The 14347-nt window shown below is 59.6% G+C and carries 12 protein-coding genes; 8 read left to right on the top strand and 4 right to left on the bottom strand.

The window, feature by feature from the left end; translation table 11 throughout:
- Positions 1-282: 282 nt before the first annotated feature.
- Positions 283-1044 carry an NAD kinase gene (locus ACR1XU_RS19865; protein ID WP_170609519.1) on the top strand — a complete coding sequence of 254 codons (762 nt, stop codon included), beginning with the start codon at positions 283-285 and terminating at the stop codon, positions 1042-1044.
- Positions 1045-1321: 277 nt separating this feature from the next.
- On the opposite strand, the gene ACR1XU_RS19860 is transcribed toward ACR1XU_RS19865, so the two are convergent.
- The 4 genes from ACR1XU_RS19860 to ACR1XU_RS19845 all read right to left on the bottom strand — a co-directional run bounded on the left by ACR1XU_RS19860 (position 1322) and on the right by ACR1XU_RS19845 (position 7687).
- The gene (locus ACR1XU_RS19860) at positions 1322-2764 is read right to left on the bottom strand and encodes an amidase family protein (RefSeq protein WP_480909371.1); all 1443 of its coding nucleotides are present in this window, start codon (positions 2762-2764) and stop codon (positions 1322-1324) included.
- A gap of 94 nt (positions 2765-2858) precedes the next feature.
- Positions 2859-4748 (bottom strand): propionate-CoA ligase PrpE, encoded by a 1890-nt coding sequence (gene prpE / locus ACR1XU_RS19855; RefSeq protein WP_480909385.1) that lies wholly within the window; start codon positions 4746-4748, stop codon positions 2859-2861.
- A 231-nt stretch (positions 4749-4979) separates the two neighbouring features.
- Positions 4980-5369 carry a GFA family protein gene (locus ACR1XU_RS19850; RefSeq protein WP_170609522.1) on the bottom strand — a complete coding sequence of 130 codons (390 nt, stop codon included), beginning with the start codon at positions 5367-5369 and terminating at the stop codon, positions 4980-4982.
- Positions 5370-5413: 44 nt separating this feature from the next.
- On the bottom strand, positions 5414-7687 hold the full coding sequence (locus ACR1XU_RS19845) for an NADP-dependent malic enzyme (RefSeq protein ID WP_170825339.1): 2274 nt from the start codon (positions 7685-7687) through the stop codon (positions 5414-5416).
- A gap of 173 nt (positions 7688-7860) precedes the next feature.
- On the opposite strand from ACR1XU_RS19845, the gene ACR1XU_RS19840 reads away from it, so the two are divergent.
- From ACR1XU_RS19840 to upp, 7 genes are all read left to right on the top strand, one after another.
- Positions 7861-8559, top strand: a complete 699-nt coding sequence (locus ACR1XU_RS19840; RefSeq protein ID WP_170808226.1) for a hypothetical protein — start codon at positions 7861-7863, stop codon at positions 8557-8559.
- Entirely contained in the window at positions 8528-9625 is a 1098-nt protein-coding gene (locus ACR1XU_RS19835; protein ID WP_480909374.1) for a cupin domain-containing protein, read from the top strand. The genes ACR1XU_RS19840 and ACR1XU_RS19835 overlap by 32 nt, the downstream gene beginning before the upstream one ends.
- A 103-nt stretch (positions 9626-9728) precedes the next feature.
- Positions 9729-10121 (top strand): cytidine deaminase, encoded by a 393-nt coding sequence (locus ACR1XU_RS19830; protein ID WP_480909376.1) that lies wholly within the window; start codon positions 9729-9731, stop codon positions 10119-10121.
- 4 nt (positions 10122-10125) lie between these two features.
- On the top strand, positions 10126-11433 hold the full coding sequence (locus ACR1XU_RS19825) for a thymidine phosphorylase (protein WP_170815567.1): 1308 nt from the start codon (positions 10126-10128) through the stop codon (positions 11431-11433).
- Complete coding sequence (locus ACR1XU_RS19820; protein ID WP_480909379.1) at positions 11430-12641, top strand: phosphopentomutase; 1212 nt, start codon at positions 11430-11432, stop codon at positions 12639-12641. Before ACR1XU_RS19825 ends, ACR1XU_RS19820 begins: the two co-directional genes overlap by 4 nt.
- Positions 12638-13624: an adenosine deaminase gene (locus ACR1XU_RS19815; RefSeq protein WP_480909382.1), complete on the top strand. Its 987-nt coding sequence runs from the start codon at positions 12638-12640 to the stop codon at positions 13622-13624. The genes ACR1XU_RS19820 and ACR1XU_RS19815 overlap by 4 nt, the downstream gene beginning before the upstream one ends.
- The gene (upp, locus tag ACR1XU_RS19810; RefSeq protein ID WP_170682358.1) at positions 13621-14253 is read left to right on the top strand and encodes a uracil phosphoribosyltransferase; all 633 of its coding nucleotides are present in this window, start codon (positions 13621-13623) and stop codon (positions 14251-14253) included. The genes ACR1XU_RS19815 and upp overlap by 4 nt, the downstream gene beginning before the upstream one ends.
- Positions 14254-14347 lie beyond the last annotated feature (94 nt).

The raw sequence follows: 14347 nt of genomic DNA, 5'->3' as shown, positions 1-14347 counted from the left end.
GCTCGATCTCGTCGCGCTGGCGGCCCAACTCGGACCGGATCGAGCCGAAAAGCTCAGGATCACGATCCGAAAGAGACTGGGTGAAAAAACCGGTGTCACGAAGATTGGCGTTCATGGGGGCTCCACATGGCTGGGAATAATCTTGCGGATTTCCTATCGGAAACGACATACATGCAAAAGTCGTAAAGCGACGAATTGGCCCGTTATGGCGTCAAGTCTGGCCTATCGGGGAAAGGTATGTTTGTTTCGGAACCAAATGTGCAGCACCGGAAACCCGTTTACATGATTCAGAGAATCGCCTTTCTTGCCAGCGACGCCAAGGTGGCCCAGATTGCGCGGGATGCGCTGGTCGCCCGATACGGCAATGCCGCGCCTCGGGACGCAGATGTTGTGGTCGCGCTTGGGGGCGACGGGTTCATGTTGCACACCCTGCACAACATGCAACATCTGGATACGCCGGTTTATGGCATGAACCGCGGAACCATCGGCTTTCTGATGAACGAGTTCAGTGAAGGTGACCTGATGGAGCGGCTGGCCGCCGCCGAGGAGGAGGTAATCAACCCGCTGGCCATGCGCGCCATGGATCAGTCCGGCAAGATGCACGAAGCGCTTGCAATCAACGAAGTGTCGTTGCTGCGCGCCGGACCGCAGGCCGCGCGTCTGAAGATCAGCGTGGATGGCAGGGTTCGCATGGCTGAACTCATGTGCGACGGTGCATTGTTGTCCACGCCTGCCGGATCTACCGCCTACAACTACTCGGCCCACGGCCCGATTCTGCCGATCGGGTCGGATGTTCTGGCGCTGACCGCGATTGCCGCATTTCGCCCGCGCCGCTGGCGCGGCGCTCTGTTGCCCAAGATCGCGCATGTCAGGTTTGATGTGATCGAAGCGGATAAACGCCCGGTCATGGCGGATGCGGATTCGAACTCATTCCCTGACATAGATTGGGTTGAAATCCGGTCCGAGCCGTCAATCACACACCGAATTCTGTTCGATCCCGGCCATGGTCTTGAGGAGCGTCTGATTTCTGAGCAGTTTACCTAAGCTGTCCAGTTTGAACATTTTTTCGGTTTGTGTGAACCAGTTCACAGGAAAGTGCTTTATCATTCGTTAATCTGAACTTGCCCGGAGAACACGCTAAGGCGGGAGTGAGTGGCCGCCAACAGCGTATTCGAAATGATTGCGCAGTTTTCGCGCTGGCGAGGGTGGGTGGTGCTACGCTCGTCATCAGAAATTCGGGCATATTTTAGTACGCGGACCCCGGGCACAAAAACCCGGGGTCTATTTTTGTCAGCTGCGTTGTCAGGGTTTAGGCCGAGGCTCAGCGTGCCCCTGATTCCATTCTGTCCCACAGCGGAAAACACATCTGCCCGACGCGGGCTTCGATCGCGGCCGCGGCATCAACCGCCAGGTCTTCACGCCACCGCCGCGCAGCGATCTGCACATTGATCGGCTGAGGGCCTTTAGGCAGGCTGGCAAGCCGGGCGGGAACGCATGCGGCCGGCAGACCCAGAAAGTTCATCGCGTACGAGTAGACGGCGCAGCCGAGAACCTCGTGAACACCTTCGGCCCCCTCTGTGTCACGATCGGGTCCAAAGAAGGGTTGCGGCAGAAATGGGGACAGAACCAGCGCATAGTCCTCCATGAACAGTGACCATTGCCTTGCATAGTGGCTGCGTTCCGCCAGCATGCGGATCAACTCGGTTCCCACGATCGGCGGAAATTCCTGGAAATACACTTCAAAGACATCCCGGATGGTCTGCGACCCGACCGCTTCGATGTCGCTTTTCATCAGGGTCAGAACCTCGCCCATCAGTGCGCGATACCCATTGCGTCCGCAGTCGAACACATCCGGCGTTTCGACTTCGTCTACCTGATAGCCCGCGTCCGTCAGCGCATCGCGTGCGGTTTCCAGCGCCTTTTCAACTTCGGGGTGCAGGTCGTAGCCGTATGTGTTCTTCGTAAATGCAACCCTGATCGGGGTATCCGGGTTCTCGGTCCGCCAGGGCAGGGGAACGTGGAACGGATCCCGCGGGTCAGGGGTAATCAGACAAGGCATGGACAGGTGCAGGTCGGCAGCAGAACGTGCGATCAGCCCCTGCACCGACATGGACTGTGCCAGTAACCCGCGTTCCGCCTGTTGACTGGGGTTCCAGGCTGGTACCCGGCCCAGACCGGGTTTGACAGTCACCGCGCCGTTGGCAGCGGCCGGAAATCTCAGGCTGCCACCGATGTCGTTGCCATGGCCCAGTGCGCCTATACCGGCCATCACTGCAGCGCCTGCACCGCCAGACGACCCGCCGGGCGAGATGTGCCTGCCCCAGGGGTTGTGCGTGCGACCATAAAGCGGATTGTCGGTGTCCGCGCGGAACGAGAATTCAGGTGTATTCGTCCGGCCGATCACGACCGCGCCTGCCTTCAACAGATTGGCAACCACCGGGGCGTCGTCGGGTGCGATAACATCCTTCAGGGCAGAAACGCCGTTTGTTGTCGCGTGGTACTTCTGGTCCACATTGACCTTGATGGTTACGGGAACACCGTGCAGCGGGCCTGCAGACGCGCCTTTGGCGCGCGCCTTGTCCAGTTCTCGTGCGCGTTCAAGGGCTTGCACACTCAGGTCGTCTACGACCGCATTCAGGTCCGGGTTGATCTCGTGCATCCGGTCCAGCGCGCCTTGCACGGCGGCCTCGGCGCTCAGTGCGCCGCTGCGGGTTTGGCTGGACAATTCGGTGGCGGTTAGTCGCCAGAGTTCTTGATCTGTCATGGGCCCTCTCTGTCTCAGAGTGACAGTAGGGGGCCGGTAACAGGTTGCAAGCGAAAGGCGAAAAGCGGGCGACGGTTTGTCGCCCGTTTCTGGGTTACTGAGCGTAACCGATGGTTTTCAGGGCCTCGGCGATCTCATCCAGAATGGCCGGATCGTCGATGGTTGCGGGCATCTTGTAGTCCTTGCCATCTGCAATCGAGACCATGGTACCCCTAAGGATCTTGCCCGACCGCGTCTTGGGCAAGCGGTCGACCACGACAGCAAGCTTGAACGCCGCAACAGGCCCGATCTTATCGCGCACCATTTTGACGACATCCTGCACGACCTCGGCGTGATCTTTGTCGCAGCCGGCGTTCAGGCACAAAAAGCCAACTGGCATCTGCCCTTTCAGCTGGTCCGAGACGCCGATGACCGCGCATTCAGCGACGTCTGGATGGGCGGCCAGGACCTCTTCCATCCCGCCTGTGGACAGGCGGTGGCCGGCCACGTTGATCACGTCGTCGGTGCGCGCCATGATATAGAGATAGCCGTCCTCGTCGATCATCCCCGCGTCACCGGTTTCGTAATAACCGGGGAACTGATCCAAATAGGATTTGCGGAACCGGTCCTCGGCGTTCCAAAGGGTCGGCAGAGTGCCGGGCGGCAGGGGGAGTTTGACCGCGATGGCCCCAAGCTCGCCCGCCTGAACCGGGTGGCCTGCCTCATCCAGAATCTGCACGTCATATCCTGGCATCGGCTTGGCGGGTGATCCCAGCTTGACCGGCAGTTCCTCGATCCCCAGCGGGTTGCCGGCAATGGTCCAGCCCGTTTCGGTCTGCCACCAATGGTCGATCACCGGAACTTTCAGTGCGTTCTGCGCCCATGTGATCGTGTCCGGGTCTGCACGTTCACCTGCCAGGAACAGTGCCCTCAGGCAGGACAGGTCGTAATTCTTAAGCATGTCGCCCGAAGGGTCTTCGCGCTTAACAGCGCGGATGGCCGTTGGGGCGGTGAAGAAGCTGCGCACGTTGTGTTCAGAAATCACCCGCCAGAAAGTGCCCGCATCCGGGGTGCCGACCGGTTTACCTTCGAACACGATCGTCGTGTTGCCGTGGATCAGCGGCGCGTAACAGATATAAGAATGACCGACGACCCAGCCCACGTCCGAGGCGGCCCAGAACACATCGCCCGGATCAACGTTGTAGATGTTCTTCATCGACCAGTTCAGCGCTACAAGATGCCCTGCGGTAGGGCGCACAACACCTTTGGGCGCGCCGGTCGTCCCCGAGGTGTAAAGGATATAGGCTGGATCGTTGCCATCAACCGGCACACATTCCGCCGGTTCAACGCCGTATTGGAAGCCATGCCAGTTGAAATCGCGCCCTTCGATCAGCTGCGCCACTTCCTGTTCGCGCTGGAAGATGACGCAGAATTCGGGCTTGTGACTCGCCATCTCGATGGCGCCGTCCAGTAGCGGCTTGTAGTGCACCACCCGACCGGGTTCCAGCCCGCAAGACGCCGCAATGATCGCCTTTGGTTTCGCGTCGTCGATCCGAACGGCCAGTTCATTGCTGGCAAAACCGCCAAACACGACCGAGTGAACAGCCCCCAACCGCGCGCAGGCCAGCATCGCCTCAAGCGCTTCGGGGATCATGGGCATGTAAATGATGACCCGGTCGCCTTTCTCGATCCCCTTGGCCCGCAGCGCCCCGGCCAGCGTTGCAACGCGGTTGCGCAGTTCGACATATGAGATTTCGCGTTTCGTATGGGTGATCGGGCTGTCGTAGATTATGGCCGTCTGCTCACCCCGACCGTTTTCGACATGCCGGTCCACCGCATTCCAGCAGGTGTTGACCTTGGCGTCACAGAACCATTCATAGAGCGGGGCATTGTCGTCAAACAGCGCTTTGCTTGGCGGCTGTACCCAGTCGATCCCCTTGGCGGCGTCCATCCAGAACGCCTCCGGATCGGATTTCCAACTCTCATAGATGTCCTGATAAGCCACGGCATCGTCCTCCTCAAAATCCCTTGCCAGTGTGTTAGGCATCTGCCGCCTGTCGGACAAGCGGCTGAAATGACGACGCGTCAGTTTACCGCGAATTATTTGCAGATACCGGGAAAATGGGCTGCAAAGTTTTGCAAATCGCCTTCCCGATCAAGGTGAATTCGCAACAAAGCCTTTGTTTTGCAAAACTGCAAATTATTAGTTGCAAATGGCCGCGGAATCACGGAGCGTTCAGTTTCCGGTCTTGGCGTATCGGGGCAAGCTGTCCTGAATATCCAGCCACGGCAGGTGATCTGTATGGAACACGTGAAACCGGGGCGAAACTGTTTCCGGGTTTTCCAGCGTCGCGATGTAAAGGTGGATGTTCACCGTGTCCCCTGCATTGCGGTACGCCATCTGAGTTCCACAGGCCGCGCAGAACAGCCGCTCGACATCCGGAGATGAACGATAGACCGCAGGTGGATCGCCAGACCAGGTCACCGATTCATGCGGCAATCCGAAAAATGCGGTAACAGGGGCGGCGCAGTTGCGGCGGCAATCTGTGCAGTGGCAATAGCAACTCCACGCTATGTTGCCGTCACTTTCCCAACGAACGGCCTTGCAGTGACAATGCCCCTTCATGGTGCCCCCTCCCGAAAACGGCGGCCTATGTCAGAGCCACCCCATTAACCGTAATGCGCAACCGGAGTTCCGGCAATGGCCGCCATGTTCAACAAGCCGCGCGCCGTGATCGAGGGCGTCACGATATGCGCCTTGTTGCCCATGCCCATCAGAATGGGGCCGACCTCGATTCCGTCCGCTTTCATCTTCAGAATGTTTCGCACCCCGCTGGCGGCATCCGCGTGGGCAAAGATCAATACGTTGGCGGCGCCCTGAAGGCGCGAATTTGGGAAGATACGCGAGCGAAGCTCGGGGTCCAGCGCAACATCCAGGTTCATTTCACCTTCATAGGTGAAGTCCCGAGGTTTGGAGTCCAGAATATCCAGCGCGGCGCGCAGACGCTTGCCAGAACCTTCGGCCTGATTGCCGAATTGAGATTGCGAGCAGAACGCGATTTTCGGCTCAAGCCCGAACCGCCGCACGTGGCGGGCCGCCCCGATTGTCGTTTCGGCAAGTTCTTCAGGTGTGGGCAGTTGCCGAACATGTGTGTCGGCAATGAAAAGGGGACCGTCTTCCAGAATCATCAGGGACAGCGCGCCCTGCGCACGAAGATTTCCGTCGTCCAGAACCTGTTCGACATAGTTCAGATGCCAGCGGTATTCGCCAAAGGTGCCACAGATCATGCTGTCGGCTTCTTCACGCTGGACCATGATGGCGGCAATCGCGGTCGTGTTGGTGCGCATGATCGCCTTGGCCAGATCCGGTGTAACGCCCCGGCGCTGCATGACCTGATGGTAAGAGTTCCAGTAATCGTAGTAACGCGGGTCGTTTTCCGGGTTCACGATCTGAAAATCCTGCCCCGGCCGGACAGTCAGGCCCAGCTTTTCGCAGCGTGCATCGATCACCTCGGGTCGGCCAATCAAGATCGGAGTTTCCGTAGTTTCTTCCAGGATCGCCTGTGCCGCGCGCAGAACCCGTTCGTCTTCGCCTTCGGCAAAGACAATTCTGCGCGACGCTGCGGCTGCGGCCTCGAAAACCGGACGCATCAGCAGGGCCGATTTGAAAACGGTCTGGTTCAGGCTTTCCTTATAAGCCTCGATATCCGAGATCGGCCGTTTGGCCACGCCACTGGCCATTGCCGCCTTGGCAACCGATGACGATACAACGCCCACCAGACGCGGATCGAATGGTTTCGGAATCAGATAATCCGGCCCGAACGTCAGTTGTTCTCCCTGATAGGCGGCTGCGGCCTCGGCGCTGGTGGTGGCGCGGGCGAGTTCGGCGATGCCATCGACGCAGGCAATCTGCATGTCATCGTTGATCTCGGTCGCGCCGACGTCCAGGGCACCGCGAAAAATGAAGGGAAAGCACAGCACGTTGTTGACCTGGTTGGGAAAATCGCTGCGGCCCGTTGCGATGATCGCGTCCGGAGCAACCTCTCGGGCGGCATCCGGCAGTATCTCAGGGGTCGGATTGGCCAGGGCAAAAATGATCGGGCGCTTGGCCATCTTTGCGACCATCTCGGGCTTCAGGACATTCGGGCCGCTGAGTCCCAGAAACAGATCTGCATCGCCAATTACATCATCCAGTGTGCGCAGGTCCGATTTCTGCGCGAACTGATCTTTGTGCGGGTTCATATCTTCGGCCCGGCCTTCGTAGACCAGCCCGTGAATATCGCACAGCCAGATGTTCTCACGCTTGACCCCCAGTTTGACCAGCATCATCAGACAGGCAATACCCGCTGCACCGCCGCCAGTTGACACCACCTTGATGTCTCCGAACTTCTTACCGGCAACGTGCAGGGCGTTCTTGGCCGCGGCGCCAACGACGATGGCCGTTCCGTGTTGGTCATCGTGAAATACCGGGATGTTCATTCGCTCACGGCACAGTTTTTCGACAACAAAACAATCCGGTGCCTTGATGTCCTCCAGATTGATGGCGCCAAAGGTCGGTTCCAGTGCGCAGACGATATCCGCCAGCTTTTCCGGGTCGGGCTGGTCCACTTCGATATCGAAACAGTCGATACCAGCGAATTTCTTGAACAGAACCGCCTTGCCTTCCATCACCGGTTTTGAGGCCAGTGCGCCGATATTGCCAAGACCCAGAACCGCGGTGCCGTTTGACACGACACCCACCAGGTTCCCGCGCGATGTGTAAAGCTCGGCATTGGCGGCATCCGATTTGATCTCAAGGCTGGCCTCGGCCACACCGGGCGAATAGGCACGCGCCAGATCGCGGCCATTGGCCAGCGGTTTGGTCGCTTTTATCTCAAGTTTTCCGGGCTTCGGGTGGGCGTGATAGTCAAGCGCGGCCTGCCGCAGGCTGGGTGTGTCGGACATCGGTGAACAAGCTCCTTCCCGAAATTTGGTTTAGTGTTAAACTATATTTTCTGACTTGGCTATGCGGTCTAATGCGTAGGCCGGAATTGGCCGAGAGTGACAGGCTGGTTGAAATTGTTCGTGGTTCTTTTACACGGAGTGGACTTTCACTGCAGCGAAGCGCAAAATCAGGCATGAGCATAAAAGACAACACACGGCCGGAGAAGGCCGTTTCAGGCAACCAATCTTCATTTGGAATGGAAAAGTCCGGATTCCGCGTGGCAATCGCGCTGATGGCCCTGATCCTGTGCGCCGTTGTGATTTGGCCCCTGCAGGCCGAGCAGCTCAACCAGGAAGGGGGGCCGTTCGAAACGATTTCGGCCGCCGCGCTGCTTGCTGCCGGGCTGGCGGCACTGGTGCGGTTTCCCGGATTGAAACGTCTGTACATCGGTGTGACCTGCCTGCTTCTGGCCGAGCGAGAGCTGGAAGCAGACATTTATTCCGAAGGAACCGTGCCGTTTATGATACTGAGCGGCCTGGATGACATTCTGGACATGACGCTGATCCGGTTCGTGCTTGCAGTCATCATACTGGGCGGTGCCATTTGGCACGGGGTGCCCAACGCACGGCTTGCGCTGAAACAGCGCGCGCCGTTTTTGCTGATCTTCGTTCTTGCCGGGCTGTCGGCTGTGGTGGCCCAGCTTCTGGAAGAGGTCTCGGGACTTTTTGACGAGACGCTGTCCCCGATTATGGCGATCCGTCTGTTTGCGCTGGAAGAAACGCTCGAGATGTTCTTTTCGATTGGCATTTTGGCCTCTGTTCTGATCGGATGGCCCAAATCGAATATTGAAGAGAAGCCTGATGACCAGCAGCAAAAGTCCGACACTCGCTGAATTCCGTCTGCCCACGAACGAACTGCGCGACGACATCCCATTTTATACCAGAACGCTGGGGATGCGGATGGATATGATCTATCCCGCCGATGACCCCCGTGTCGCGGTGTTTTCGGGCCATGGCTTGCGATTGCGCATCGAAAAGGACGCGCCCGAGGCGCCCGGGACCTTGCGAATTCTGACCGAGGATCCGGATCGGTTTGCCGATGGCGAGCGTGTGCTGGTCGCCCCTAACGGAACACGCATAGAAATTGACGACCGCAACCCGCCGCTGGTGATGCCGGAAACGGTGCATTCCTTTGTCGTGCGCAGGCTAAAGGACCAGGCGCCGTGGATCATTGGGCGAGCGGGTATGCACTATCGCGATCTGGTGCCTGATCGGCTGGGCGGGTCGATCATCGCCAGCCACATCCGTATCCCCGATGGCGGCCCGGTGCCCGACATGGTGCACTTTCACAAGGTCGGGTTTCAGCTGATCTTTTGCATCCACGGCTGGGTCGATGTTGTGTACGAGGATCAGGGCGAAAAGATGCGCCTGACGGCGGGGGATTGCTTTATCCAGCCTCCGGAAATCCGTCACCGCGTGCTTGAGGCCTCGGACAATGTGCAGGTGATTGAGATCGGTGTACCCGCGGAACATGTCACGGAAATCGATCATGACATGGATCTGCCCACCCCTCATTACCGGCCCGCGCGGGAATGGCAGGGGCAGCGGTTTGTGTACAATCAGGCCAAAGATGCCGAGTGGGGGGAGTTCCGTTTGCCGGGATATATCTGCCGGGACACCACGATTGCCGATAACACTAAGGGCGTTGCCGGGGTTCAGGTGGTAAAACGGGGGCAGGGCGAGCCGGTCTGGGCGAGCCATGATACCGATATCCACTTCACCTTCGTGATGAACGGTCGGGTGACACTGGAAGGGGAAGGACGTGAGCCCTATCGGCTGGAACAGGGCGACGCCTTTGTGATCCCGCCGGGGATGCGCACGCGTCTTGCGGACCCGTCCGATGATGTCGAGCTGTTAGAGGTCACATTGCCCGGGACTTTCAATACAACGCTGGGTTAAGCCAAGATCGGATCAGGAAACATGCGCCGGGGGCTTCAAATCCCCCGGCTCTTTCCATTAGGGTATGGCATTCTGACCAGATGATCAAAAATCGGGAATCACCATGCCTTTGAAAGACGCCGCCCTGTCCGTCCGGGAAAACGCTTACGCGCCGTATTCGAAGTTCAAAGTGGGCGCGGCGATCCGGTCGAAGTCCGGAGTGATCTTTTCCGGCTGCAACGTGGAAAATGTCGCCTACCCGGAAGGCATCTGTGCCGAAGCGGGTGCGATTGCCGCGATGGTGGCCGCGGGTGAGCAGGAACTGACCGAGGTTTATGTTGTCGCCTCGAGCCCGCAACCGGTACCGCCTTGTGGCGGATGCCGTCAGAAGCTGGCGGAGTTCGGCAAGCCGGACGTCAAAGTGACGCTTGCGACAGCAACCGGAACTGAGCTTGAGACAACCATCGGACAGCTTCTGCCCGGCGCGTTCGACGCCTCTCATATGGAGGATGTCTGAACCTATGGACGCCCGTTCGATCATCGCAAAACTGCGCCGGGGTGACGTTCCGACCAGTGCAGAGCTGAACTGGTTCGCCCAGGGTTTGGCCGATGGTGCCGTCAGTGACGCGCAGGCCGGGGCGTTTGCCATGGCAGTTTGCATGGGCAGTCTGGGCGCACAGGGCCGCGCCGATCTGACCGTCGCGATGCGGGACAGTGGAGAGGTGCTGAGCTGGGATCTGGACGGTCCGGTGATCGACAAGCACTCGACCGGTGGGGTCGGGGATTGTGTCAGCCTTGTGCTGGCGCCGGCGCTGGCCGAATGCGGGGCCTATGTTCCGATGATCTCGGGGCGTGGCCTTGGCCATACCGGCGGGACACTGGACAAGCTTGAGGCCATTCCAGGGGTCAGCACCCAAATCAGTCAGGACCGGTTGGAGCAGATATTGCGCGAAACCGGTGCGGCCATCGTCGGCGCAACCGGCCAGATTGCGCCTGCGGACAAACGCCTTTACGCGGTGCGCGACGTGACGGCGACAGTTGAAAGCCTGGATCTGATCACGGCGTCGATCCTGTCGAAAAAGCTGGCAGCGGGCCCGGATGCGTTGGTGCTGGACGTGAAGGTCGGTTCCGGTGCGTTCATGAAAACGCTGGATGATGCCCGAAATCTGGCGCGGGCCTTGACCGAAACAGCAAACGCCGCCGGTTGTCGCACTTCGGCAGTGATCACCGATATGAACCAGCCTCTGGCCTCGGCGCTGGGCAATGCGCTGGAAATAGCCGAGGTGATGAAGGCGATGACCAGCGGCCAACCGACGCCTCTTGCCGAGCTTTCCGCCGAACTGGGCGGTGTGCTGCTTAAAGATGCAGGGATGTTTGCCTCGATTGACGAGGGGCGCAGGCAAATCGCCGATGTGATCAGGGATGGTCGGGCGGCGGATCGATTTGGCCGCATGATGGCGGCGGTGGGCGGTCCGGTCCATCTTGTCGAAAACTGGGAACGCTTTCTGCCCGAAGCGAATGTCATTCAGGAAGTTGCGGCCCAACACAGCGGCTATATCACAAGCATAGACGGCGAGGCGCTGGGTCTGGCCGTCGTCGCGCTGGGTGGCGGGCGGCAGGTCGAAGCCGACGTCATTGACCCGGCAGTGGGCATTTCTGACATCGTGCGATTGGGGCAGCAGGTATCACAGCGCGAGCCACTGGCCGTGGTGCACGCCGCACGCGAAGACGCGGCCCGGCAAGCCGCAGAGGCGATTTTGCAGGCCATCACGATCAGCGAAGCGCCCGTACCGGCCCCCGATCTCGTCCATGAAAGGATTACCGCATGAGACGGGCTTTCCTTGTCGTCATGGACTCTGTCGGTATTGGCGGCGCACCGGATGCGGATCAGTTTTTTAACGGCGAGGTCCCGGATACGGGCGCCAACACCGTGGCCCATATCGCGCAGGCCTGCGCGGAAGGGCGCGCCGAAGATGGTCGATCGGGTCCGCTGCACCTGCCCAACCTCGACGCGCTGGGGTTGGGAGCGTCTGTGCGTCTGGCCTCGGGCGATGAAACACCGGGGCTCGAGGTCGAACCAACCGGCCTCTGGGGCTGCGCGCACGAACATTCGCTGGGCAAGGACACGCCTTCGGGCCACTGGGAACTGGCCGGACTGCCGGTGCCGTGGGACTGGCACTATTTCCCGGACACTACGCCCGCATTCCCCGCTGATCTGAGCCGCGCGGCGGCAGAGGCAGCTGGAACAGACGGGATACTGGGCGATTGCCACGCCTCGGGCACGAAAATCATTGCCGAACTGGGAGCCGAACACATGCGGACGGGCTGGCCGATCTGCTACACCTCGGCAGACAGCGTGTTCCAGATTGCCGCGCATGAGGAAAGCTTTGGCCTCGACCGTCTGCTGCAGATGTGCCGGACGCTGGCCCCGATGCTGCATGACATGAAGATCGGCCGCGTTATCGCGCGCCCGTTTATCGGCTCGCCCGAGGGCGGGTTCACCCGAACCACCAACCGCAAGGATTTTTCCATTCTGCCGCCCGCGCCGGTTTTGACCAACTGGGCGCAGGATGCCGGACGTCGCGTTCACGCTGTGGGCAAGATCGGCGACATTTTCTCGATGCAGGGGATTGATACTTTGCGCAAGGGCTCGGACTCCGAACTGATGGGGCACCTGTCTGATCTGGTGGACGAAGCTGAAGACGGCAGTCTGACCTTTGCCAATTTTGTCGAGTTTGACAGTCTCTATGGACATCGCCGCGACATCAGCGGCTATGCCCGCGCGCTGGAATGGTTCGACCGCGAAATCGGCGCGATCCTGATAAAACTGCGCCCGGGTGACCTTATGGTGCTGACCGCCGATCATGGAAATGATCCTAGCTGGACCGGCACAGACCACACACGCGAAAAGGTGCCGGTGCTGATCGCAGGGCGGGGCGCAGGGCAGATCGGTGCGGTCAATTTCGCCGATGTCGCCGCCAGCATCGCGCATCACCTGAACATTCCGGCACATGGACCGGGACGGAGTTTTCTATGACTGTCGCAGACCTGCCTAAGATCGAGTTGCATCTGCATCACGAAGGCGCGGCTCCGCCCGCCTTCATTCGCCAGCTTGCGTATGAAAAACGCATTGATCTGAGCGGTATTTTCAAGCCCGACGGCTCCTATGACTTCCGCGATTTCGCCCATTTCCTGAGCGTTTATGAGGCCGCTTGCGAAGTGCTGAAATCGCCCGAGGATTTCCGTCGACTGACCCTGGCAATTCTGGAGGAAAGCGCTGCCAATGGTGTGGTGTATTCGGAAACCTTCCTGAGCCCCGATTTCTGCGGCGGTGGTGATGTGCACGCCTGGCGCGATTACCTGAATGCCATTCAGGACGCCGCGGATGAGGCTGAGCGCAAGTTCGACATCACCCTGCGCGGCGTCGTCACTTGTGTTCGCCATTTTGGCCCGGACAAGGCGAAACTCAGCGCCCGTTGCGCGGCCGAAACCTCAGGCGATTGGATCACGGGCTTCGGCATGGGCGGCAACGAAGGGGTCGGCGCGCAAGGCGATTTCAAGTGGGCGTTTGATTGCGCCCGCGAGGCAGGATTGCGGCTGACCACCCATGCGGGTGAGTTTGGCGGACCGGACAGCGTGCGCGATGCGGTGCGCGCCCTGGGGGTCGAGCGGATCGGACATGGTGTGCGCGCCATCGAAGACCCCGACCTGATGCATGAACTGGTCGACCGGGACATCACGCTTGAGGTTTGTCCGGGGTCCAATGTGGTGCTGGGCCTGTATCCGGATTTCAGCGCCCATCCGATCGCAAAGTTGCGCGATGCGGGCGTCAAGGTCACCGTCTCAACCGACGATCCGCCGTTTTTTCATACCACCATGCGGCGTGAATATGAGATGCTGAACACAGCTTTCGGCTGGCAGGCCGAGGATTTCAGCGCAATGAATGACACGGCCCTCAATGCGGCCTTCTGTGATGAAGACACCCTTATGCGGGTCCAAAAAAGACTGGAGAAAACATGAGCGAACATCTGACCGTCGTTGATCATCCGCTGGTGCAGCACAAATTGACGCTCATGCGGGACAAGGGCACATCGACCGCCGTTTTCCGGCAGTTGCTGCGGGAAATCACCCTTTTGCTGGCCTATGAGGTCACGCGAGAACTAAAGCTGACGACCCGCAACATCGAAACCCCGATGGAGGAGATGGACGCGCCCATTCTGGCCGGTAAGAAACTGGCATTGGTGTCGATTCTGCGTGCTGGCAACGGGATGCTGGACGGTGTGCTTGAATTGATCCCGTCGGCGCGGGTGGGCTTTGTCGGATTGTATCGCGATGAAGAAACGCTGAAACCGGTTCAGTATTACTTCAAAGCGCCCGAAGGACTGAAAGACCGCCTGGTCATTGCTGTGGATCCGATGCTGGCCACAGGCAACAGTTCGGCCGCCGCGATTGATCTGCTGAAAGAGGCAGGCGCGACCGATATCCGTTTCCTCTGTCTGCTGGCCGCGCCCGAAGGCGTCGCGCGAATGAAAGAGGCCCATCCGGATGTGCATATCGTGACGGCCGCGCTGGATCGCGAACTGAATTCCAAGGGCTATATCATGCCCGGACTGGGCGACGCCGGCGACCGGATGTTTGGCACCAAGTAAGCTGTCTGCGGCGCTTCGGGTGTAAGGCGAGGCACGAATTCCCTGCCACGCCCACGGCGTTCTTGGGGTATTCGTGTCGGAGAGTGTTCAGGTA

This window comes from Ruegeria sp. D1(2025), from assembly GCF_056536425.1.
The sequence above is the reverse complement of the archived record's forward strand: the minus strand, read 5'-3'. Positions and strand labels throughout refer to the sequence as shown.

What these genes read in the sequence shown, in the direction of transcription:
- ACR1XU_RS19865 (WP_170609519.1), top strand. Translation starts at nt 283, where the DNA reads ATGATTCAGAGAATCGCCTTTCTTGCCAGCGACGCCAAGGTGGCCCAG.
- ACR1XU_RS19860 (WP_480909371.1), bottom strand. Translation starts at nt 2,764, where the DNA reads ATGACAGATCAAGAACTCTGGCGACTAACCGCCACCGAATTGTCCAGC.
- ACR1XU_RS19850 (WP_170609522.1), bottom strand. Translation starts at nt 5,369, where the DNA reads ATGAAGGGGCATTGTCACTGCAAGGCCGTTCGTTGGGAAAGTGACGGC.
- ACR1XU_RS19845 (WP_170825339.1), bottom strand. Translation starts at nt 7,687, where the DNA reads ATGTCCGACACACCCAGCCTGCGGCAGGCCGCGCTTGACTATCACGCC.
- ACR1XU_RS19840 (WP_170808226.1), top strand. Translation starts at nt 7,861, where the DNA reads ATGAGCATAAAAGACAACACACGGCCGGAGAAGGCCGTTTCAGGCAAC.
- ACR1XU_RS19835 (WP_480909374.1), top strand. Translation starts at nt 8,528, where the DNA reads ATGACCAGCAGCAAAAGTCCGACACTCGCTGAATTCCGTCTGCCCACG.
- ACR1XU_RS19830 (WP_480909376.1), top strand. Translation starts at nt 9,729, where the DNA reads ATGCCTTTGAAAGACGCCGCCCTGTCCGTCCGGGAAAACGCTTACGCG.
- ACR1XU_RS19825 (WP_170815567.1), top strand. Translation starts at nt 10,126, where the DNA reads ATGGACGCCCGTTCGATCATCGCAAAACTGCGCCGGGGTGACGTTCCG.
- ACR1XU_RS19820 (WP_480909379.1), top strand. Translation starts at nt 11,430, where the DNA reads ATGAGACGGGCTTTCCTTGTCGTCATGGACTCTGTCGGTATTGGCGGC.
- ACR1XU_RS19815 (WP_480909382.1), top strand. Translation starts at nt 12,638, where the DNA reads ATGACTGTCGCAGACCTGCCTAAGATCGAGTTGCATCTGCATCACGAA.
- upp (WP_170682358.1), top strand. Translation starts at nt 13,621, where the DNA reads ATGAGCGAACATCTGACCGTCGTTGATCATCCGCTGGTGCAGCACAAA.